Origin of the sequence: Sporosarcina sp. FA15 (assembly GCF_051550195.1) — a bacterium.
GTDB classification, from domain to species: Bacteria; Bacillota; Bacilli; order Bacillales_A; family Planococcaceae; genus Sporosarcina; species Sporosarcina psychrophila.
Genome location: NZ_CP188818.1, coordinates 2592152 through 2615406 on the forward strand (window position 1 = coordinate 2592152; position 23255 = coordinate 2615406).

Genomic DNA, 23255 nt, shown 5'->3' on the forward strand with positions numbered 1-23255 from the left:
CCTTTGTCATAATAGTAATCATTATTTTAAAGCACCTTGAGATAAACCTTTCTGCAATTGCTTCTGCCCGATAAATAACAATAATAATGTCGGAATAATTACTACGATAACACCTGCCATAACCACCCCCCATTCAGTTCCCGTTTCTTGGGATTGTAATTGCTTTAAACCGATTTGAACGGTTCGCACAGATGTATTTGTCGTGATAAGTAACGGCCATAAATACATATTCCAAGTCGTTAAAAAGCCATATGCACCAAGCGTGACAAGACTCGTTTTTGAGACAGGCAAAATCACACGTCGGAAAAAGGCGAATTTACTTAAACCAGCAATTTGAGAGGCTTCGTGCAACTCTTTCGGAATTGTCTTGAAATGTTGCCGTAGCAGGAATGTCCCAAATGCCAGTGCAAAAAAGGGTAACGTCAGCCCTTGATACGTATTGAGCCAATCGAGTTTTTGGATTGTGAATTTATTTGGAATCATTGTTGCTTCCCATGGGATCATCATTGTCGATATGAACAGGAAAAAGATGAAATCGCGCCCTTTGAACTGGATGAAAACGAAGGCATAAGCAGCAAGACTACACACCGCCAGTTGCCCAAGCATCACGCTTACGGAAACGATGAAACTGTTCAATAAGTAATTCAACAATGGCAACCTATCAAACACTTTAATATAGTTATCCAAACTAAATGACTGTGGTAGAAACTTTCCCTGCAATAGTTCGGGTCCTGTCATAAATGAAATCAAAAACGCATACATAACTGGAAAGAATACAAGAAAAGACGTAGTAATTAGCAGGAAATAGATCCAAATCTTTTTAGGAAGGCTTGTTGTCATTGGTAATGAACCCTCCTTTCCCCTAGTTTAAATTGAAGAATAGTCACAATCAGAATAATGATAAACAATGTGACTGCCTGTGCACTCGCCGTTCCAAACTGGTAATTGATAAAGGCTTCGCGGTAAATGGAGTAAACAATTAGATTCGTCGATGCCGACGGACCGCCTTGCGTCAAAATATCAATCTGTCCAAACGATTGGAACGCATTAATAAGTGATATGGTAATGATGAAAAATAGTGTTGGCGACAACATCGGAAGTGTAATTCGACGCAATCGGTAAAAGTATCCTGCCCCATCAATCCTGGAACTTTCATAGAGATGTTCATCAATATTTTGTAGCCCTCCGAGTAATATGAGAAACGAAAAGCCGATGTTCATCCAAATCGTCGAAATGGAGACGGATAGAAGTGCCCACTCCGGATCAAGCAGCCACTGTATTTGTGGCAAATTCAGCATGCTCAACATCCGATTGAACATCCCCATACTAGGATTAAACATGAATAACCAAATCACGGATGACGCTGCAACAGAAATTCCCATTGTTGACGAATATACTGTTCGAAAGAATCCTATCCCTTTCAGTTTTTCATTCGCTAACAAGGCAAAAAATAACGCTAAGATGATGCCAATAGGTACTGTGTATAAGACAAACAACCCGGTTGCTTTCATACTATTGAGAAATGCAGTGGACTCTAGTAAATACGTATAGTTTTCAAAACCTACCCATATCGCGGCGTTTCCATTTTGGTCTGTTAAGAAAAAACTTAAGTAAATTGTTCTAAACATCGGATAAAAGACAAACACTGAAAAAAGGACTATCGATGGCAGTAAATAAAGAAGCGCTGTTCTGCCATTCGTCGTCTTTTTCCAGATTCCCGGCTTTTCAAGCGAAGTCATACAAGCACCTCTTTGCCGAATACGAAGTTTCCAAGGTCCGTCGGCTTTTTGATTAAATCACCAGTTCTAGCTTCAAAGAGACAGAATGCGCCGTAGTCAATAAGGATTGGAATTGAATCTCCAATGTCGATATGCCATTGTCCACTCCATTTGGCCATCCATTCATTGGTACCCAATTTAAATGAAAATACGGTTTCATTGCCCAAAATCTCAACGTTCGTTACGACAACATACAGCTTATCCTTTTCTGGCGTATCTTTTAAGGCTGGTCGTAAATGTTCCGGTCGGATGCCCGCAACAAGTTGATACTCAGGGATACCAATAACTTCCTCAGACGGTACGGGCAAACGCAGTATATCTCCAATGACGATTGCTGAAGCTTTTTTATCGACATCGGAATATGCTAAATTCATTGGTGGTGAACCGATGAACGTGGCGACAAATGGATTGGCCGGATTGTTGTAAATATCAATCGGTTTTCCGACTTGTTGGATCTTCCCTTCATGAAGGATCATAATACGGTCCCCCATCGTCATTGCCTCAACTTGGTCATGCGTCACATAAATCATTGTAATACCTAGTTTCCGCTGGATCCGTCTGATTTCCGTACGCATATGAGCCCGCAACTTCGCATCCAAATTAGATAACGGTTCATCCATCAGGCAAATCGGCGATTCACTCACAATTGCCCGGGCAAGCGCAACTCGCTGCCGCTGACCACCTGATAGTTCGCGTGGCTTCCTTTTTAAGTAATCGGTGAGCCCCAACATCTTCGCCACTTCAGTTGCCCGTTCTCGCTGTACAGCTTTCTTCACTTTTTTCACATCGAGCCCAAACGTAATATTTTGTTGAACTGTCAAATGTGGATAAAGCGCATAGTTTTGGAATACCATTGAAAGGTCACGCTTATCGGGTGATAAGTGGTTGGCAACCTGATCACCGATTTTAAGCGTGCCACTCGTAATATTCTCAAGACCCGCAATCATCCGGAGCATCGTGCTTTTCCCACAACCGGAAGGACCAACAAGGACAAAAAACTCGCCAGGCTCAATGGTTACGTTTATATTGGAGATAACATCCACTTGTTTATCGTATGACTTTGACAAATTAATAAGCTCCACTTTTTTCATAAATTCAATCCCTTTCCATCAAAAAAACCAATTATTTTTCAATAATTTAAAAGGCGATAAGTTCAGCTCTCTGGTATACCTTTCGATAAAAAGGCGCTATTCCCTTCATTATTAACTGAATCTTTACAAACATTTACATTTGCCATTCAAATAAGGAGTGATTGCGATGAAAAGAGTAATGGTGGTGCTTCTATTGCTTTTACTGTCATCTGGTTCTACGAAGCCCACTGTTGAACGTGCGTCTTTACCCGATGATGAATTCCTTGTCATCGCCCATCGCGGTGCATCCGCATATGCACCACCTCACACGTTAGCCGCCTATGAGTTAGCTGTGCAAATGGGTTCAGACTATATCGAACTTGATTTACACATGACAAAGGACGGAAAACTCGTTGCCTTACATGACTCCTATTTAATGTTTCAGGATACTGAACAAGCTGTTGCTGATGTGACATTTAATGAACTTCAACTCTATTTGCCGGGTGAGGAATTTAATGAAACGAACCCTCGGTATGCTTCACCTATTTATAAGCAATTGCGCATTGTTGAATTAGAGGATATCTTTCTCCATTTCGGTGACTCGGTCAATTACTATATTGAAATGAAATCGCCCAATAAGTATCCAGGTATCGAAAAAGAACTCCTAAGGCAACTTCGAGCTAATAATCTTCTCTCAAGTGATGATGGTATACCAAAAGTAGTCATTCAATCATTTAGTGAAAATAGTTTGAAGAACATATTCGACATGGAACCATCTATTCCGCTTATCAAATTATATTCATTCGACAAGGAAGCACATCTTTCAAAAAAGAAAGTACGGCAGCTACTAAAGTATGCATCAGGTGTAGGTTTGAACGTGGATTCAGTGACAAAGAAATTTATAGACGCGATGCATAAAGAAGGATTGGACGTCCATCCTTTCACCGTCAACGACGAAAAAACAATCCGTAAACTTTTAAAACTTGGAGCAGATGGTGTGTTCACAGATAAACCTGATATCGCCGTTCGTGTAAAAAATGAAGAAAGCAGTTTGGATGCCGACTAGGGTCCAAACTGCTTTTCATATTATATGTTGACTGGGTCTCTAAGTATTGTTTTCAAGACTTTTCCGCTGGCATTCCGCGGGAGTGTATCGAGAAATTCGATAGCAGCTGGTATTTTAAAGGATGCCAGCTGGCTTTTACAAAAATCGATAACTGCTTGTTCAGTAAGCTTATTCCCTTCTTTTAATACGATGTAGGCTTTCGCAACCTCTCCGTATATTTCATGAGGAATACCAACGACTGCTGCCTCGAGTACCTCTGGAATGGCATATAACACTTCTTCCACTTCTACCGGATATACGTTTTCTCCCCCGCGGATGATCATATCCTTTTTACGATCCACAATATAAAGCAGTCCGTCTTCATCAAAACGACCGAGATCACCACTGTACATCCAGCCATCTTTTATCGTTCGTGCAGTTTCTTCTTCATTTTTCAAATAGCCTTTCATCACTTGAGGGCCTTTCACAGCGATCTCACCCACCTGACCCGTCGGAAGCGGTTTACCAAACTCATCCATTACCTGTACTTCGGTTTGTGGCAATGGTTCGCCTACAGAACCGATTTTTGACAATGCATGTTGATCTTTTAACGTCGTCGCACCCGGTGAATTTTCCGTCTGCCCATACAAGTTTTGTACGTTGACGTCTGGGAACAATGCTTTCACTTTTTTCACAAGTTCATAAGGCATCGGCGCTGCTCCATAGCAGAGCAGTCGCAAATTGGATAGATCCGCTTTTTCCAGCAACGGCGTATTCAGAAGAATACTGTACATTGCCGGCACGCCAAAGAATATCGTCGCGCGTTGTTGCTCCATCGTACGAATTGTTGCTTCTGGAGAAAACGCTTCCTCAATGATGACCATTCCACCTTGGTAAATGACGGGTATGCTAAATACATGACTTGCCGCACAATGGAAAAGCGGAGCCACAATATGCATACGATCATCCTGATCCATTTCCATCGATTCACTCCATATTTCAGCGATTGCAGCAACGTTTCTATTGGTTAGCATAACGCCTTTTGACCGACCGGTTGTTCCCGATGTGTAAAAGACGACCGCTGTATCAGCATCTAATGCTTCTCGTCGTTCGGCATGACGGCGTTCACCGTCGATAATCGCTTCGAATTCACGATTGGTAACCATTTTATGTTGTAACGCGGGTAATTTCCCTTCGAGTAAATCAAACACAGATGCCAGCCGCTCATCATAAATGAGTCCTTTCGCTTCTGAATGCGCTAAAATGTAGTTCATTTCCGGTGCAGTTAACTTTGTATTGATGGGTAGCGCTGTAAATCCGCCTATTTGGCATGCATAGTAGCCTATTAAAAAGGAATCCGAATTCATGAGACAAAATGCTAAAATGTCATCTTTCACATAACCTAAATCTTGAAAATGCCCTGCTAGATTCTCAGCTTTACGATAGAATTCCCCGTAAGAAAGTTCTTTTCCATTAAATGATGTAATAACTCTTTCTGGATATGCCTCGGAAATAATCTTCAGTTTCTCTGCAATAAACATCGCCAAGCCCCCTTTAATGTCCCTTGATAATTATTAGATAATTATAAATAGTAAAACACCTTAATGCAAGATAATTGGTAGTAAGTACAAATCCTTTAGTATGTTGAAAATGTATTATAGGATAGTAATAGCCTGATTTCATTATGAATACGACTACATGAGCTGAGATAAAGATTCCCTTAAAGTCCGCTTCGGTGCTTGGGGATGTCTTCGCTTTGTTTTCACCTGTAATCTATGCTCAATATAAATAGAAACAGAAAGGGGCGATAAGAGTGGCATCTGCGCTAAATAAAATATTTTGGGGGACACTCCTCGTTTTTCTAGATTTTCATATTAATCATTTCGATATCTTTCCTGATTTCCTTGGTTATCTATTCATCTACCTAGGTTTAGCAGGATTAGTCTCCTATTCGAACCACTTTTCGAAAGCTAAACTTTATGTATTACTACTCGCAGTAGTGTCTGTTCCGTTAATCTACCAATTCGAAGTAACTTTTGTGGGACAGCCGCAACTGACGACAACTACTTTTTTGCTAATGGGCATGTTTACAGTCATCACGCTTATCCACTTGGGATTCGTCTATCACCTTATGCGCGGGCTACTAGAAATCACACAAGAAGTCTCATTCCAACCACTTGAGAAGAAAACGGACCATTTGTTGCGTTTCTATATCATTCTGACAGTCAGCTCGCAAATTATTCCACTTTTTATATTTATCTTACCCGAAGTGGCTTTGTTGCCAATCATACTCGTACTAGCGATTGTGTCCTTTATTGTCGAAATCATGTTACTTGTGTTGATTCGTCAATTTCGGTCAAAAAGCTTAGAACAAGACATGAATTGAAAAAATCCTGTAAGAAGTTATTTCACTTCTTACAGGATTTTTTATAGGGTTATTTATTTACACTAAATCATGCATTCGATACACAAACCGAATGGTACCACCGTTTTTCAATTGGGCCACTTTCGGCAAATCAGCTTTCGCAACCGTACCGATTGTCGCATATCCTCCCGTCGTTTGAGCATCTGCCATTAGAATAATTGGCTGACCATTCGTCGGGACCTGCACAGTCCCAAACTGAGTCGCTTCGCTGACAATGTCTCCACTCTCAATAAACTCAAGTGGGGGCCCGTTGAAATAATACCCCATTCGATCTCCCCCGCGATACGTATAGCTGGAGTTTAGAAATGTATTCACACTCGATTTTTCAAATAGGTCCATATGCGGACTTTTGAACAATTCAATCGTAATGTCTTCAGTATAATTCGGGATTTTATCAACAAGTAAACCACGGTTCAAGCGCTTTTGTTTTAATGAATTCGCATAAAGGAGAGTCTCTTTTTTGACGGTCTCACCAATTAACCCCCTCGGATAACTGGAACTGCTACCCAAAATCTCCTTAACAGCATACCCACCATCCGGAATGATGTACGCAATCGCACCGCTAATCGGTTTAGTAAATGAAATCGTTTGCCCTTTCCAAATCTGAAACGTTTTCCAAAGTGGTGCTGGCGTTTCTCCGTCAATCATTGCACCTAAATCTGCTCCTGCAATGACAATTTTATGATCGGTTAATACCTCTATCATTAAGCCGCCTAAGAAAAGTTCTAGCGCATTTGTGCCTTCATCATTCCCAATAATATCTTGGCCTAACTGGAATGCCTCTCTATCCATTGGTCCAGCAACTGGCATACCGAAACGCCGGAAACCGAATCTACCTTGGTCCTGTATCGTAGCATAGACGCCAGATTTGACGACCCGAAATAACGGAATCATATCGCGTCTCCTAGTGCACTAACACGAACATTAATAGACGCCAACGCTCGACGAATTTGACGGGCATGGGACGCCACACCCTGTCCATCGCCATGGAAACAAATTGTATCTGCTTGTAATGAAATCATTTCTCCAGTTATTGTTTGCACCTGCTTGTTTAACACAATATCCATCACTTGTTTTTCAATTTCTTCATATGTATGGAGGACAGCTTCCGGCAATAACCTGGAGCACAATGTACCTTCTGTCGTATACCTGCGATCTGCAAATGCTTCACCCGCCGTTTTTAGGCCGATTTTATTCCCAGCCTGCAATAACTCACTATTACAAAGCCCATATAAATACGCATTCGGTACAGCATCATAAACGGCTTCTGCAATTGCATCAGCAACAGTCCGGTTAATCGAAGCAGTATTATAAAGGGCACCATGCGGCTTCACATGGTTCAACGTAACACCTTGTATGTCGCAAAATTGTTTGAGTGCACCGATTTGATAGACGACTGCATTGTAAATTTCACGGGGGGACATCATCAGCTCTCTTCTTCCAAATCCCTGTAAATCAGGATATCCGGGATGTGCGCCAATTGAAACCTTTTGTCTAGCCGCTTGTTCTACCGTTTTCTGCATAACATTAAAGTCACCGGCATGAAATCCGCACGCAACATTGGCAGATGTTATCGAGCTGAAAAGGGCTTCATCTTCCCCAACCTTAAATTGACCAAAACTTTCACCGACATCTGCATTTAGATCAATTCGCATTATAATCCCTCCTTTACAAACTGCATTATCATTTCAGGTTCACGCGCTAACTCTTCTTTCATCTCATTAAAGGTTTCAAGAGATATAGAACGAAATTTCAATTGATCACCGGCACGTATTAAAAACGGTTCAATGCGTTTCAAACAGTATAGATCGAGTGGTGTCCGCCCAATTATATTCCAACCTCCAGGAGACTCTATTGGGTAAATACCTGTCTGCGTGCCTCCAATTCCTACGGTCCCTTTAGGTACGCTTAATCGTGGCTTTTTCAAACGCGGGACATGGAGTACCTCCGGCAATTCCCCGAGGTACGGAAATCCTGGTAAAAAACCAATCATATACACCTTATAACTTGTGCCTGTATGTATGGCGATTACCTCTTCACGTGTCAGCCCTGTATGGTTGCAAATCCGCGGTATATCTTCACTAAACATGGTGTCATAACAGACTGGTATTTCAATGGTACGCGTGTTTACACTCAATATACTGTCAGTTCTGTTCACCCACTTTTTCAGTAATTGTTCAATGATTACACTAGGGTTCACAAGTTCTTTGCGAAAAAAAACAGTTACCGTTTTATTACTCGGTACGACCTCTTCAAGTAAATGATTCCTGTCACTTTCAACAACCTGACAAAATTGCTGGATTGTGTGATAGATTTCTCGGCTCGTCTCCGGGCCAAAGTCGAAACGTATTGTTTGTTCGTTCATCACCATTGCACGGGGGATAATTTGCTTGTTAGGATTCATCAGTAGATAGCACTTCGATGCATACGGCGACGCCTTTTTTCAAATCTTCATGTGACCAGCTTGGAATTTTGCCATGTTCAATCGCCAATTCATGTGAAGCAGGTATATGAAGAAAACCCGATTTCAACGTTGGGCGTTGTGTTGCTGCATAATGCAGTCCTTCATACATGACGTTGTTGCATAGATATGTGCCTGCAGTATTTGAAACTTCAGCCGGCAGCCCTTCTTCTAGTAGTCGATTCACCATTGCGCGAACTGGCAGTGTTGACATATATCCCGCTTCACCTTGCGCTTGAATCTGTTCATCAACAGGCGTATTACCATTATTATCAGGCTCGCCGTCTTTCACATTAATCGCAATCCGTTCAGGCGTCATTTTAAAACGGCCTCCCGCAAGCCCCAGTGAAATCACTGCATCTGGTTTTAGCGCTTCAATATGCGTAAGAAGTTGCTCGCCGGATGATTGGAAGTCTACCGTCAATACTTCACTGTGAATTTTGTAGTTGCCGATCACTTCGCCATGCAGTTCTTCTACGATTTTCATCGTCGGATTAACAGTGAATTTTAAAAAGGGCTCAAACCCTGTAAGTAAAAGTGTTTTCATCATGATGACCTGCTTTCTTATAATTGGATAGGACGTTGACGACTCATTTTGAGACCTGTCCTTTCTATCTGCACCTGCGCTTGGAATAAGGTATCGATAATCGCCAAATCAAAAACTTTATGCGCATTGATACAGTCCAAAAGCGCTTCTCCATTGACGATTTCATCGGCTGCTTCTGAAATAATATCTGCCGCAACCCATTCAGGATAACGCATAATCCCAACAGATTTATACGTTGGTGTCACAGTTGTTTCTGTATAGAAATGGATTCCTTCCGTTTCTTCAATTGGGAAGATCTCAGGAAGCCACTGATTTCCATATTTAATAAAACGTTGTTGCCAATAGTCATTCTCCACTGCGATTTTGGTATCTTTTATAAATCCACTTACATTGCTAACGATTTTATCCAAATTCCTTTGGTGCAGTAAATGGTTTACCTCCGGAGAAGTGCGGCCAATGCCGTAAATCTTAGCGCTCGGGAGAAAATAGGATACTGGAAATCTAGGTGGACTATTGTAACCTGCAAAAGGTTGAACCCATTCATGTGCTGGTATTCCGTGATCATCAACGATAATGTCCGGTGCCCATTTCCGCATAATTTCGGGGTAAACATTCGCTTCACCAAACATTGTTTTTTGAAAACGAATATGCGCAAACTCTAAACCGACTGCATTATACCTTGCTGCGTGGTGCTTCCATTCGGGGTGTTCATACATTAACTCTTTAACCAGTTCATAACCATCCGGGTTAGCCAATGGTATTACAACAACATTCATTTCCTTATAAAGATCTTTAAATTGAAGATCCAAATTGTCTACTAATTCCAAGATGGCAGGTATACTCGAAATTTCATTCGCATGATGGCCTGCTTCTATAAATATTGTCTTTTTCATTAATGTCATTTTCAATGTGGATTCAAATACTTCACCTGTCGGCTCATAACACTCGATGACTGGAATGGCATGTCCATTATAAGAATGAGCCGGATAAACTACCTTGTAACTTTTTTGTTCTTTTAACCACATATTTACCTCTTCGTGAATATGTTTAGTCGGGAAATTAAATCGTTCAATTCGCTTGCAAATCACTTTGTTATCCACATTCATTGACGCTTGGTCAAAGGCACCATCAGCAGTAAATGTGACACTGGAAGTGGTTACATCTACGGTATGTTTATCATCCCATTGATAGATACGAATCCTCGCTTCCGGTTTCTCCCCTATGCGTACATGCATATAGGGATGGACGCCACCGGGTGCATTAAACGGTTTACCTTCTACTTCAATACCCATTTGCGCAAAATAGTCGAGCGTATTAAAATACAAATCCTCATGTAATGCTTCAAGTGATGAAATGCGTTCTTCATCAACTGGAAGTTTCTGTTCTTCTTCACTCATCCAGACGTCAAGTTCAATCCGATCAAATAACGGACGTATATGGCCCTGTCCTTCATTGTAGAGTTCAACAGATTTTCGAAGTTTCGGTAAAATTTCTTCCGTATAATAGCGGTAAAACTGTGCCCGATCTGTTTCGATGATTTGTTCTTCAATTACCTCACCATGACGAATGATACGGACCGCACTTGTTGATGGATAAACAACATGTTCACCATCAACATAGTTCATTTTCGATACAGGTACTTGCAGCTTGCCAAGTAGTTTTTTTACGTTATTCTGTAACATACCGTACACGGCGTAAGTACCTTCTAATTCGCTATTTAAGGTAAATGTAACATCATCAGCACGGATAGCCGTTATTTCTTCGATGTATCTATCAATCGGATAGATTTCTTGAATCCAACGTATTGGTAACTCCAAAGCTTGTGCACGCTCTTCTTTTTGTACTTCAATGACCAGTTCTCGGATGTCCTCAGTTAGTTCCGAAATCAGTTCTTCCTGTATCCAATGAAACCCCGTTTTAAATGACGATCTAACTCGGATTGAGTTCATTGCAGGATAATCCGACTTCAATTGTGCAGCCAGCTGTTCACGGATTTCACACGGCTCAGATAGATACACTTCAACATCCGCATGCTCTAAGTTTGTTAAAGATCGCATTGCACGTATCACACGTTCAATTTCCCCTTCATCCGACCAACTTTCTTCTATTAATAATGGGGACTGTGGCTTGTCATCAATAACGTGTTGCTCCCAGTGACCAAATGCACCGCCCTCACTCCAATGGTTGCTTTCTGCCAATGTGCGAAGGGCATTCGGTACATCTGTTTTCGTACCCGCCAATCGAATTCGATTCTTTTCTTCCAACGTCAATACTGATTGCTCTCCGGATGCAACTGTAAACTGGATATGTGCCCCATCCTGTCCAGTTAAAGCGTGTTGGATTTCAGTGCTATGTAAAGCAGTTCTTGCCGCAAAATGACACAATTCTTTCAACAATAATGTTGTCATCATCTGCTCTTCTACTGTGATTTGTAAGCTAAGTGTCCTAGTTGGTGAGGCTTCTGTATGTTGACCAAAACCTGAGAAACTCCAGATGTCACTTATGCTTTCAACATCAGTATAAAAATGTTCGTTCTTTTTATCCGTTAAATCAAACTCACCAAATGCTAACTCTCGTAACAATGACGACAGTTCCTGTTCATTTTTAAAGGTTAAGACCAGTTTTCCATCCAAAAATGTAGCCGTTGTCGTTTCTTCTGAATGCTCAAATGACATCGTCACTTTCTGTCCAACTTCTTCAAAAAACGTAAATGACAGCGCTGTTGTTTCAAACCCCGCTCTTGCGCAAAAATCGATAAGTCCTTCTGGCAATAAGCCTTCGGGTAAATCAATGAACAAAGATATACCATCCACGACGCCGTCTCTATTTTTATCAACAAGCATGCCCTCTAGTGACCATAGTGCGGAAATCTGACTCATTTGCTCATCCCCTACATTTTCATATTCGGATCATACTTATCGCGAAGCCAATCTCCAAGTAAATTAAAGCCAAGCACTGTTAGCATAATTGCTATACCTGGAAATACGGATGTCCACCATGCCGATGTTATGTAGTTTCGGCTATCTGCAAGCATACCGCCCCATGACGGAATCGTTGGATCTACACCTAGACCAAGAAACGTAAGCGATGCCTCGAGTAAAATGAACTCTGCAATATACATTGTTCCCAGTACTAAGATAGAGGACATAACGTTCGGTAAAATATGTTTCCGTATTATTGTAAAGTTTGTTCCTCCAATTGCCTTTGCTGCATGAACGAATTCCTGCTCTTTCAACGAAATAACTTGACCCCTAATTAGTCGAGCAAAACCTACCCAATATGTTATTCCTAAAATAATAATAATCTTCCAAACGCCCGTCCCAAGAACACTCATAATTACGATAGCAAACAAAATGAATGGGAATGCGAGTTGAATATCTGCAACACGCATAATTAAATCATCCAACCATTTACCAAAGAATCCTGAAATTAGCCCCATTATTGTACCGATAACAAGGGATATTAAGACCCCAAAAAATCCAACCATCAATGAAATTCGTGCACCATAAATGATGCGGCTAAATAAATCCCGGCCAAGCTGATCAGCTCCAAGGAAAAACGTTGATTCTCCTGAAGGATCGGCCCAAAATGGAGGATCTAATCGAGAGGTCAGACTTGCTTTAGACGGATCGAACGATACAATCCACGGAGCGAATAGTGCCGAACCGACCGCTAGAAACACTAGAATCATTCCAACAAAGCCAGCAGGGTTTTTCTTAACAAAACGGAAAAAACGTTGCAATATTGTTTTCTCTGGACGCGTTTCAACTTCTTCGATTTGCAACTTTGTCATGATTTGCCACCTCTTCCAGCTTTAATCCGAGGGTCTATCAATGTATAACTTAAATCTACAATTAAATTAACAACAACCATGATAATCGCAAGGAAAATCACTCCACCTTGAATGACCGGATAATCTCGTTGATTGATGGCATCAATGATTAAACGTCCGATGCCTGGCCACGAAAATACTTGTTCAACAATAACCGTTCCACCAAGTAATGAACCGAACTGTAACCCTAAAAATGTAATTGTCGGCAATAAAGCATTCCGGAATCCGTGTTTGATAATGACGGACCATTCACTAATTCCTTTCGACCTCGCAGTTGACATATATTGCTGATTCATCACTTCCAACATTGATGATCGGATTAATCTAGCCAAAATACCCGATAAAATCATTCCGAGTGTAATTGACGGCAGGATAAGTGATGAAAGACCATCGAATCCTGAAGACGGCAACCATTTTAAATTTACAGCAAATATCAAAATCAACATTATCCCAAGCCAAAAGTTAGGGAAAGATATACCTATTAATGAAAATATTCTTCCAAAGAAATCAACAGGTGTTCCACGTTTAACAGCCGATATTATTCCAACTGGAAACGCAATCAAAACCGCAACAATTATTCCACCAAGTGCTAACACTAGTGTAGCCCCAAGCCTTTCAAAGATTAATCCTATAACCGGTGTGCCGCTTCGGAATGATTCACCAAAGTCCAATGTGACTATACCTTTAAGAAAAATACCATATTGCACGTACAATGGTTTATCCAATCCGAGTGCAGTTCTGACTTCGGCTATCGCTTCTTTAGATGGTTCACCTGCTGAAAACATGACGGACACAGGATCCCCGGTCAATCGTATTGAGAAAAATATAATAACGGAAATAGCTAAAACGACTAGAACTGTATGAAATAGCCTCCGGGTAAGGTATGCAATCATTTTCTTTCCTCCGTCCTCTTTAAAAGAAAGAGATAGTATGAGGACCATACTATCTCTATATGAATTGGTTATTGCCTAGCGGTAACCAGCTTATTTGACAGTAACTTCTTCAAGACGCATACGATCTTCATGCGGTGGTTGGAAGTTTTCCAAACGCTCGTTTACTGCATATAAATCTACTGCTTGATACAAGTTCACTTCAGGTGCTAAATCATACAAGAGTGTTGTCAATTCCATGAAAATTTTATGTCTCTCATCTTGGTCAACTGTTGCTCGCTGTGCAGCCAATAATTCTTCTACTTTTTCATCTTTAAAAGATGGGTTCCATTGTTCGCCTTCGTGGTACATTAAGTACGCTGTATTATCGAAGTCCAATGTCCAACCACCCCAGCCTTGGCGGTACATATGGCCTGCTTTACCGTTTGGAATTAAATCTGAAATTAATGTTGTATTATCTACACTGTTTATATTCATTTTCAATCCGACTTCTTCCAGATAAAATGCAACTGCCTGTGTGATTTCTTTAAAGTTTCCATCATTCCCAGGAATGAATACATCTAGTTCTGTTCCTTCAGCAACTCCAGCTGCTTTTAACATGTCTTTTGCTTTTTCAGGGTCATATGCATACGGTTTCAAATCTGGATTATTACCAAATGACAATTCACTTTGATACGTACTGATTGGAATACCATAGCCACCTAGAATTTCTTCAATAATTTCATCTTTGTTAATTGCGTAGTTAATCGCTTGTCTTACTTCTTTTTTATCAAGAGGTGCATTTGCTGTATCAAAACGTAAAGAGAATACAGTCGGTGTTCCAACTTCTTCAAGCTTTAAAAAGTTTGTGTCTTTCACTGTTTTTGTTTGCGCAACTTCAACACGTTTCATAATATCAATTTTTCCTGTTTGCAGTTCTGCAAGTCGTGTAGAAGCTTCAGGTATAATTTTGAAGGTTACTTTATCAAGTTTTGGAAGTCCTTCTTTCCAATAGTCTTCATTTTTCTCCAGAACTACTTCTTGATCACGCTTATAACCTGTCATTTTAAATGGACCTGTACCTACCGGTTTATCATTAAACTCTTCATCCGAAACTTCTGTCACATAACCTGGTGGTACAATGACTGCTCCATATCCGGCTAGTTTGGTAAGCAAAACTGGATCTGGGGAATTCAACTTCATTGTAATTGTGTATTCATCTTTTACTTCGACAGAGTCAATAGAGGTATAGTTTGAATACTGAGGCCCTTTTTGTCCCTCTTCACCCAGTAAACGATCGAACGTAAACTTCACTGCTTCTGCATTGAATGGTTCTCCATTATGAAACACAACGCCTTGACGTAATTTGAACTCTAGCGTACTGTCATCTAAGTATTCCCAGCTTTCTGCAAGTCCCGGTTGCAACTCCAAATCAAGATCCCTTTCTACTAGTCCTTCGAATACTGATATTGCAACAGTACTCCAGTCTAGCAAGAACGTATCGATAGGATCCCAACTTTGTGGATCGCTATTAATACCAACGACTATTTCATTTCCGCGATCAGCCGCGGGATTCTTCCCATTTGCTTCTTTCTTAGTTCCTTCTGTTTTGTCATTTCCGCCGCCTGAACAAGCTGCTAACACAAGCATTACTACCAATAACAATGAAACAACTAGATTTTTATTCTTCGTCATAATTTCTCCCCCATACTATGATTTTTTAAGTGCATTTCTATACGGATACAGATCGGTATAGCCTATTTTCTCCGATATATTTGCCGCTGCCTCCCAAAGAGATTGTAAGAAGTGATTCGCGTTCTCTTTAGGCAGGGATACAGGAAACCCTGCAATACTGATTGAGTATTCTACCTCGCCATGACGATTAAATATTGGAACTGCAATCGAAACAGTTCCTTCTTCAAGCTCCGACAGACTATAAGCGTATCCTTCACTTCTAACTTGCTTAATCAAGGACCATACTTCTTCTGCCGACTTTGGAGTCTGGCTGGCATAATTCGTAAGAGGCATTGATAATATCGCGTCTATTTCTTCATCTGGCAAAAATGATAGTAATGTCCTCGTGCATGCTCCTGCATAAAGCGGGGCATGTCTGCCGACACGCGTGTACAATCTAACTGGCCGAGTGCTTTCCACTTTTTCAATGTAAACGCCATTATTATTTTCCCGTGTAATCAGTTGAACAGCCTCATTGAACTGCATTTGCAATTGCCGCATAAAAGGAAGTGCAATATTTCTTATTTCCAAACCGCTTGCCACACGTTCGCCTAGCTGTAGTAACTTCAAACCAAGCGAATAGCTGTCACCATCTATTATGGCGCCGTTCCTTTCAACAGGTGTCCGCTGTAAGAAACCTGCCTCTACCAATGTCCTCAAAAGTCTTAGTGCTGTTGGTTTCGGAATTTCTGTATAAGCTGAAATTTCATCTAACCGCCAGTAGGGATGATCTTCTGTAAATAAATCAAGCAATTGCAACCCTTTTTCCATCGTTTTACTCATACATGCTCTACCTCGGCAGTCTTGTATAAATGACAAGAAACTGAATGATTTTCATCCATAAGTTGAAGTTCCGGCTTCACCGTTTTACAGACCTCCATACAAGAAAAACATCTTGGATGGAATGTGCAGCCATTCGGTGGACTCGCTGGACTCGGAACATCCCCCCTTAAAATAATTCGTTCTTTTTTCTGAAGTGGGTGCGGACTAGGAAGCGCTGATAACAAAGCTTTTGAATAAGGATGCAGTGGATCGTCGTATAACTTATTCTTCTCTGAAACTTCCACCATCTTACCTAAATACATAACACCAATACGATCACAAAAATGCTTAATGACGCTTAAATCATGGGATATGAAAATATAAGTCAAGCCAAATTCTTTTTGTAAGTCTTTCATAAGATTCAATACTTGTGACTGGATAGAAACGTCCAATGCGGAAACCGGTTCATCCGCTATAATGAGTTTTGGTTTTGAAATTAAAGCACGTGCAATTCCAATTCGTTGACGCTGACCACCCGAAAATTCATGCGGTAATCTTTTCAATTGTGCCTGTGATAACCCGACTTGGTCAGCAACTTCAAGCACGCGTCTATGCCTTTCTGCTTTATCCGTTATACCAAAATTGATTAACGGTTCTTCAATAATCTTATAGACACGCATTCTTGGATTTAATGATGCATACGGATCTTGAAAAACAATTTGGATATCTTTCCGCAACTTTCGCATTTCATCTTTATTAATATTCGTAATATCTTGTCCTTGGAAAAAAATTTTCCCTTCTGTCGGTTCCATCATTCGCATGATTGTTCGGCCAGCTGTACTTTTACCACAACCCGACTCACCAACAATTCCGAATGTTTCACCCTTCTTCACGTTGAATGTAATTCCATCTACCGCTTTTACATGTTGTGTCGTCGTGTTGCCAAATACTCCCCCTTTAATGGGGAAGTATTTCTTCAAGTTTTCAACTCGGAGTAGTTCTTCCCGTTCAATCATTTGGTCATCACCTCCAGTTTTGCTTCATCATATAACCAGCATCTCACTTTGTTTTTATTTTCAGTTTCAATTAGCGGTGGGCTTTGTGTACATCTTTCATGGACCATTGAGCAGCGTGGTGCAAAACGACACCCACTCGGCATACTACCTGGTGCAGGCACCATTCCTGGAATAGAAGATAGATATTCTTGTTGTTCATTAATATCAGGCAATGATGCAAGCAACCCTTTCGTATAGGGATGCTTCGGCTGATCAAATAAATCGACAATTTTTGCCTCTTCTATAATTTCTCCCGCATACATAACGATGACACGGTCACACATTTCAGCAACAACGCCCAAGTCATGTGTAATTAGCACAATTGACATATTCAACTGTTGCTGCAGTTTTTTCATCAGTTCCAAAATCTGTGCTTGAATCGTAACGTCCAATGCGGTCGTAGGTTCATCCGCAATTAAAATTTCCGGATTACAAGACATGGCAATCGCAATCATTACACGCTGACGCATCCCACCTGACAACTGGTGTGGATATTCATCCAGCACTTGTTCAGGTCTCGGTATTCCCACTAATTGCAACATTTCAAGCGCACGGGCTCTCGCTTGCTTTTTATCGATATTTTCGTGATTTAAAATCATTTCTATTATTTGCTTTCCGACTGTATAGACCGGATTCAAGGAACTCATCGGTTCTTGGAAAATCATCGATACTTTCTTCCCTCTAACTTTACGCCAGTCCTTTTTACTGAAGTCTTTAAAATGAAGATCATTCAAATGGATATCCCCACTTTGCCATTCAACTCCCGGTGGCAGCAATCCCATAAGTGAAAGCGCTGTCATACTTTTTCCGCAACCTGATTCACCTACGATTCCAAGCGTCTCACCTTCATTCAATTGAAAACTAATTCCATTGACAATCGCAGTCTTTATTCCATCATCTTGAATACCAACTTGTAATTTATCTACTTCCATTAATGTTCGAACCATTAATACACCCCTCAATGGTTTCATTATTTGAAACGCAGTTTCATTTATCTGATTCTTAACATTGTAACTATAATTCCGCCACTTCGCAATAGTCTTTCAATATTTATTTATTCACATTTTCTGGATACGATTGTATACGGTCGGTTACCTCTTCACACAATAAAAAAAGCTGAACTCTTGTGAGTCAGCTTTTTTCACATCTGTTGATTAACCACTTTTATTGCATAAGTTACTTGTAAGGTAGGCGCAAAATTCTTCATTTGGACTAGTACGTTTTCTGCTCGCTTTCGGCTAAATTAATCACGACAGTTTTACTGAGGAGAAGAGGAGGGTTGCCTGTCGCGTATCTACAACGTTTAAGTGAAAACTGCAGTTGTTTAAAAATTAAGAATCGATTACTTTTCACAGAAGTTATAAGTGCCCGAAGATACAATTTCGGGCACGTTTGCATTTTCTACAATGCGTTCCTTACTTATCTTTCAGCAAAATCACACTTGTTATTACGTGATATCCTGTAGAAATTAACATTTCCTTAAAATAAAAAAGAAAAACCATAGAGAAGGAGTAAGCAGCCAAAATTGTATTTTTGACTGCCTTTATCCAACTAAGAAGCTAACTATTCTTTCATCCCAAAAAGCTTTAGAACTTCGTGTACTTATACCTTTGGAGAACGACGGATGAACGACCACCATGCGATTATCGAAAAAAAAGATCTATGGGGATGCGACTGCGTCGCATCCCCATAGATCAAAATATCTCGGTAATCGGATAAGAGTCGTTCAATCCAAAGTGTTCTAAAAGCAACTGTACACTGAACGCCTAGTGTTTGATAAGGTTATTTTCCATTTGATTCAAACCTGTTTTTTCAACTTCCAGATCTCTGTCGCATAATCTTGGATTGTTCGGTCGCTGGAAAACTTTCCTGAGTGAGCGACATTCGTTACACTCTTATGAAGCCAGGATAATTTATCACGGTACGTTTGCTCCACTCGTTCGTGAGTTTCAAGATAAGGTTCAAAATCTTTTAAGACAAAATAAGGATCATTTTGGGATAGAATATTGTAATAAATATCTTTGAACTCAATTTCATGCGATCCAAATTCACCCTGATTTAATTGGTCTAAAATCCGGCTAATCCTGTCATCCGTATTGTAAATATCCGTAGCATTATAACCGCCATGTTGATGGTAATTCAATACTTCATCCGCTTTTAAACCGAAAATGAAAATATTTTCATTGCCAACAGCCTCTTTAATTTCAACATTTGCACCATCTAGTGTACCAATTGTTAAAGCGCCGTTCATCATCATTTTCATGTTGCCCGTACCTGATGCTTCCTTACTCGCAGTTGATATCTGTTCACTAACATCGGCTGCTGGTATAATTTTTTCAGCAAGGCTAACATTATAGTTTTCTAAAAAAACAACTTTTAGTTTACCCTGAATAGCCGCATCGTGGTTCACAATCGAGGCGACCTTATTAATAAGCTTGATCACTTCTTTCGCTAAATGGTAACTAGGTGCGGCCTTTGCTCCGAAAATAAATGTGCGAGGAATCATATCTAGATTTGGATTTTCTTTTAATTCATTGTATAAATAAATAATGTGGAAAATATTAAGTAACTGACGTTTATATTCATGAAGCCGTTTAATTTGTACATCAAAAATTGATTGATCATCCACTAAAATACCCGTGCGCTCATGAATGAGGTTAGCTAATATTTGCTTATTTTCATGCTTCACTTGATGAAATTTCTCTAAAAATGAAGCATCCTTCGAATATTTTAATAAGCTAATAAGCTGTTTGGGGCGTTGTATCCACTGTGGACCAATTGACTCTGTTATAAGTCCCGATAATTTAGGATTTGCTTGCAACAGCCAACGGCGATGGGTGATTCCATTCGTCTTATTGTTAAAACGATCCGGGAATAGTTCATAAAAATTCTTCATTTCCTTTTCCTTTAAAATATCCGTATGAATTTGCGCGACACCATTCACACTGAAGCTCCCAACAATTGCGAGCCGTGCCATGTGGATTTGCTCATCAGCGATAATTGCTAACTCTGGAATTTTCTCTCTAAGCTCCATATGATCAAACCAGAGCCCTTTACAAAAACGCTCGTTGACTTCATCAATAATCATATAAATACGCGGAAGTAGATGCTCCATCATTCCTTTCGGCCAGGTTTCAAGCGCTTCACTCAATGTTGTATGATTCGTGTAGGCAATTACTTTCGTCGTTACTTCCCAAGCACTGTCCCAACTGAAGTGTTCTTCATCCATAAGTATTCTCATTAGTTCAGGAATTGCTAGAGTTGGGTGCGTATCATTCACTTGAATAACCACTTTTTCAGGTAAATACTTCAACGATTTTTGATGGTTCTTTTTAAAGTCCTTAATGACATTTTGTATACTGGAAGAAACAAGGAAATACTGTTGCTTTAAGCGCAACTCTTTTCCTTCATACTTCGAATCGTCAGGGTATAAATATCCTGAAATTTGTTCAATCGAATGCTTATGATCAAGATCATGGTAATAATGCATTCCTTCTTCTGATGAGCCGTCCCGATCTAGACCAACCGATTCTGCACTCCAAAGACGAAGTGTATTGATCACTTCATTTTTATAGCCAACAATAGGAATATCATAAGGTATCGCCATTACCTTATCTGTATTTTCATGTTTAAATTCAATATTTCCATCATTCCGCTGAAACATATGTACGTTTCCGTGATAATGAATGCAAATAGCTTCGTCTTCTTTTCGTGTTTCCCAAGCGTACTGATCCTTTAACCAATAATCCGGAAGCTCAACCTGGTTACCATGGATAATTCGCTGTTCGAATAACCCATAACGATAACGTATTCCAAAACCATGTCCAGGATATTTAAGTGAGGCTAATGAATCGAGAAAGCAAGCCGCTAATCGGCCTAACCCGCCATTCCCTAAACCAGCATCATGCTCTTGGGCATAGATGTTATCAGGGTCGAACCCTAACTGCTTCAGCGCCTCATTCGATTGTTCAAGCATTCCACAATTAAGCAGGTTACTTTCAATTAAACTGCCCACTAAAAACTCCATCGATAAATAATAAACTTGTTTACAGCTTTTCTCGTTATATCTTTTTTTAGTCGATTGCCAATGCGGTAGGATCTCCTCATTGACAATTGAAGCAATCACATAATAAATTTCTTTATTGGTCGCACCTGCTACTTCTTTGCTTTTGTCTTTTTGTAATTTGCTTATGATCCGCTCTTTAAACTCATCCACAGTTAGTTCAAGCAAGATTCTGCCCCCTATACACTTATTGTCGTTAACTGGTCATAAATAATTGCATAATCTCGAGCTGAACTCTTCCAACTGAACTGACTTTTATTCACATTTTTCACCACTACCGGCCACTGAATAGGATCATGATAAATTCTTAAAGAATAGCGTAAGGTAGCCAATAAATCATCAGCATTGTAATTTGTAAAACTAAATCCATTTCCTTCACCAGTTAGTTCGTTAAACGGTAGAACTGTATCCCTCAATCCCCCTGTCTCCCGCACAATTGGTACCGTTTTGTATTGTAAGGCAATGAGTTGGGCTAATCCACAAGGTTCAAACTTTGAAGGCATGACAAAGAAATCGGCACTTGCATATAATTGGCGCGCTACTCCTTCATCAAAAGCCAACAAGGTCACAAGTTTATTGGGATGACTCTCAGCGGCTTCCGCAAAATACGTTTCAAATTCTTCATCACCGGTTCCTAAGACTATGAATTGAACATCTTCGTGGAGAAAATCATCTAAAATATGTTGAACAAGATGCAAGCCTTTTTGTTCAACAAGCCGAGTAATAATAATATAGAGCGGCTTTTCAGCTATGATTGGCAATCCTAGTTTTTCTTGAAGTATAAGTTTATTCTCCTTCTTTTTAGCTCTTGAAGAACGGTAGTTAACTGCAATTGCCGGATCCGTTTGAGGATTATAATCTTTAGTATCAATACCATTAAGCACACCGATTAAATCAGCGGACCGTTCCAAAAGAAATGGGTGAAGTTCTTCACCATAGTAAGGATCTTTTATTTCTTCTCCATAACTCGGACTAACCGTTGTGATTTTATCTGCATGAAACAAGCCGCTTTTCAAACAGTTCAGCATTCCGTTCCATTCAAAACCACCGATATGCTCCCGTGACATATCAAAGAAATCCTCAAATATGTCGATTGGCATCAGCCCTTGGTACTTAATATTATGAATTGTCATGACCGTTTTCATATCGAATATTGGCTGAATAATTTTAGCAAGAGCAACAGCCATACCCGCTTGCCAATCATGTGCATGGAGTACGTCCGGTTTAAAATCTAGATGGGCTAATGCTTCAATAACAGCACGACTAAAAAACAAAAATCGTTCACCGTCATCGTAATACCCGTATACCCCTTTACGGGTGAAATAATACTCATTTGAAACGAAGTAATAAATGATATTGTTATATTCTAATGAATACATACTTGCTTCCGAATTACGCCAGCCAAGCGGTACATTAAAGCTCATGACATACTCCATTTTATCTCGCCATTCTAGCGGTATTTCATCATAAAGTGGAAGAATCACTCGCACCTCGACTCCTTCATTCTCTTTCAATGCTTGTGGAAGTGACCCGATCACATCTGCTAATCCACCGGTTTTAATAAAAGGTGTGCATTCCGAAGCTACAAATAATACATTTCTCATATGAAATCTT

At 40.1% G+C, this 23255-nt stretch carries 19 protein-coding genes; 2 read left to right on the plus strand and 17 right to left on the minus strand.

Annotated elements, in window-relative coordinates; all coding sequences use genetic code 11:
• Positions 1-21: 21 nt before the first annotated feature.
• From ACP8HG_RS12385 to ACP8HG_RS12395, 3 genes are read right to left on the minus strand one after another with little or no spacing between them, the layout of a single operon-like run.
• Positions 22-840 (minus strand): carbohydrate ABC transporter permease, encoded by an 819-nt coding sequence (locus ACP8HG_RS12385; protein ID WP_067212201.1) that lies wholly within the window; start codon positions 838-840, stop codon positions 22-24.
• Positions 837-1739 carry a carbohydrate ABC transporter permease gene (locus ACP8HG_RS12390; protein ID WP_067212202.1) on the minus strand — a complete coding sequence of 301 codons (903 nt, stop codon included), beginning with the start codon at positions 1737-1739 and terminating at the stop codon, positions 837-839. Before ACP8HG_RS12390 ends, ACP8HG_RS12385 begins: the two co-directional genes overlap by 4 nt.
• Positions 1736-2869: an ABC transporter ATP-binding protein gene (locus ACP8HG_RS12395; RefSeq protein WP_187045645.1), complete on the minus strand. Its 1134-nt coding sequence runs from the start codon at positions 2867-2869 to the stop codon at positions 1736-1738. The genes ACP8HG_RS12390 and ACP8HG_RS12395 overlap by 4 nt, the downstream gene beginning before the upstream one ends.
• Positions 2870-3035: 166 nt before the next feature.
• On the opposite strand from ACP8HG_RS12395, the gene ACP8HG_RS12400 reads away from it, so the two are divergent.
• Complete coding sequence (locus ACP8HG_RS12400) at positions 3036-3914, plus strand: glycerophosphodiester phosphodiesterase family protein (protein ID WP_187045646.1); 879 nt, start codon at positions 3036-3038, stop codon at positions 3912-3914.
• Positions 3915-3934: 20 nt separating this feature from the next.
• Here ACP8HG_RS12400 and ACP8HG_RS12405 read toward each other — a convergent pair whose 3' ends face one another.
• Entirely contained in the window at positions 3935-5434 is a 1500-nt protein-coding gene (locus ACP8HG_RS12405) for a class I adenylate-forming enzyme family protein (RefSeq protein ID WP_438296497.1), read from the minus strand.
• 272 nt (positions 5435-5706) lie between these two features.
• Between ACP8HG_RS12405 and ACP8HG_RS12410 the strand changes: the two genes are divergently transcribed.
• Positions 5707-6279 carry a hypothetical protein gene (locus tag ACP8HG_RS12410; RefSeq protein ID WP_438296499.1) on the plus strand — a complete coding sequence of 191 codons (573 nt, stop codon included), beginning with the start codon at positions 5707-5709 and terminating at the stop codon, positions 6277-6279.
• A 57-nt stretch (positions 6280-6336) separates the two neighbouring features.
• On the opposite strand, the gene ACP8HG_RS12415 is transcribed toward ACP8HG_RS12410, so the two are convergent.
• From ACP8HG_RS12415 to ACP8HG_RS12475, 13 genes are all read right to left on the minus strand, one after another.
• Positions 6337-7212, minus strand: a complete 876-nt coding sequence (locus ACP8HG_RS12415) for a biotin-dependent carboxyltransferase family protein (RefSeq protein ID WP_187045649.1) — start codon at positions 7210-7212, stop codon at positions 6337-6339.
• Entirely contained in the window at positions 7209-7976 is a 768-nt protein-coding gene (locus tag ACP8HG_RS12420) for a LamB/YcsF family protein (protein WP_438298653.1), read from the minus strand. The genes ACP8HG_RS12415 and ACP8HG_RS12420 overlap by 4 nt, the downstream gene beginning before the upstream one ends.
• On the minus strand, positions 7973-8722 hold the full coding sequence (gene pxpB / locus ACP8HG_RS12425) for a 5-oxoprolinase subunit PxpB (protein WP_354312202.1): 750 nt from the start codon (positions 8720-8722) through the stop codon (positions 7973-7975). Before pxpB ends, ACP8HG_RS12420 begins: the two co-directional genes overlap by 4 nt.
• Entirely contained in the window at positions 8712-9326 is a 615-nt protein-coding gene (locus ACP8HG_RS12430; protein WP_438296501.1) for a pyroglutamyl-peptidase I, read from the minus strand. Before ACP8HG_RS12430 ends, pxpB begins: the two co-directional genes overlap by 11 nt.
• Positions 9327-9343: 17 nt before the next feature.
• Positions 9344-12205, minus strand: coding sequence for a M14 family metallopeptidase (locus tag ACP8HG_RS12435; protein WP_438296503.1), 2862 nt, complete (start codon positions 12203-12205; stop codon positions 9344-9346).
• A gap of 11 nt (positions 12206-12216) precedes the next feature.
• Positions 12217-13119: an ABC transporter permease gene (locus ACP8HG_RS12440; RefSeq protein WP_187045653.1), complete on the minus strand. Its 903-nt coding sequence runs from the start codon at positions 13117-13119 to the stop codon at positions 12217-12219.
• Positions 13116-14051, minus strand: a complete 936-nt coding sequence (gene nikB / locus ACP8HG_RS12445; RefSeq protein WP_187045654.1) for a nickel ABC transporter permease — start codon at positions 14049-14051, stop codon at positions 13116-13118. The genes ACP8HG_RS12440 and nikB overlap by 4 nt, the downstream gene beginning before the upstream one ends.
• A 90-nt stretch (positions 14052-14141) precedes the next feature.
• Positions 14142-15722: an ABC transporter substrate-binding protein gene (locus tag ACP8HG_RS12450; RefSeq protein ID WP_438296506.1), complete on the minus strand. Its 1581-nt coding sequence runs from the start codon at positions 15720-15722 to the stop codon at positions 14142-14144.
• A 15-nt stretch (positions 15723-15737) separates the two neighbouring features.
• Positions 15738-16544 carry an IclR family transcriptional regulator gene (locus tag ACP8HG_RS12455; protein ID WP_342538930.1) on the minus strand — a complete coding sequence of 269 codons (807 nt, stop codon included), beginning with the start codon at positions 16542-16544 and terminating at the stop codon, positions 15738-15740.
• Positions 16541-17539, minus strand: a complete 999-nt coding sequence (locus tag ACP8HG_RS12460; protein WP_338655410.1) for an ABC transporter ATP-binding protein — start codon at positions 17537-17539, stop codon at positions 16541-16543. The genes ACP8HG_RS12455 and ACP8HG_RS12460 overlap by 4 nt, the downstream gene beginning before the upstream one ends.
• Positions 17536-18525 carry an ABC transporter ATP-binding protein gene (locus ACP8HG_RS12465; protein WP_338655409.1) on the minus strand — a complete coding sequence of 330 codons (990 nt, stop codon included), beginning with the start codon at positions 18523-18525 and terminating at the stop codon, positions 17536-17538. Before ACP8HG_RS12465 ends, ACP8HG_RS12460 begins: the two co-directional genes overlap by 4 nt.
• Positions 18526-19376: 851 nt before the next feature.
• Positions 19377-21809 (minus strand): glycogen/starch/alpha-glucan phosphorylase, encoded by a 2433-nt coding sequence (locus tag ACP8HG_RS12470; RefSeq protein WP_438296509.1) that lies wholly within the window; start codon positions 21807-21809, stop codon positions 19377-19379.
• A gap of 11 nt (positions 21810-21820) precedes the next feature.
• On the minus strand, positions 21821-23245 hold the full coding sequence (locus tag ACP8HG_RS12475) for a glycogen synthase (RefSeq protein WP_438296511.1): 1425 nt from the start codon (positions 23243-23245) through the stop codon (positions 21821-21823).
• Between the last annotated feature and the right edge of the window lie 10 nt (positions 23246-23255).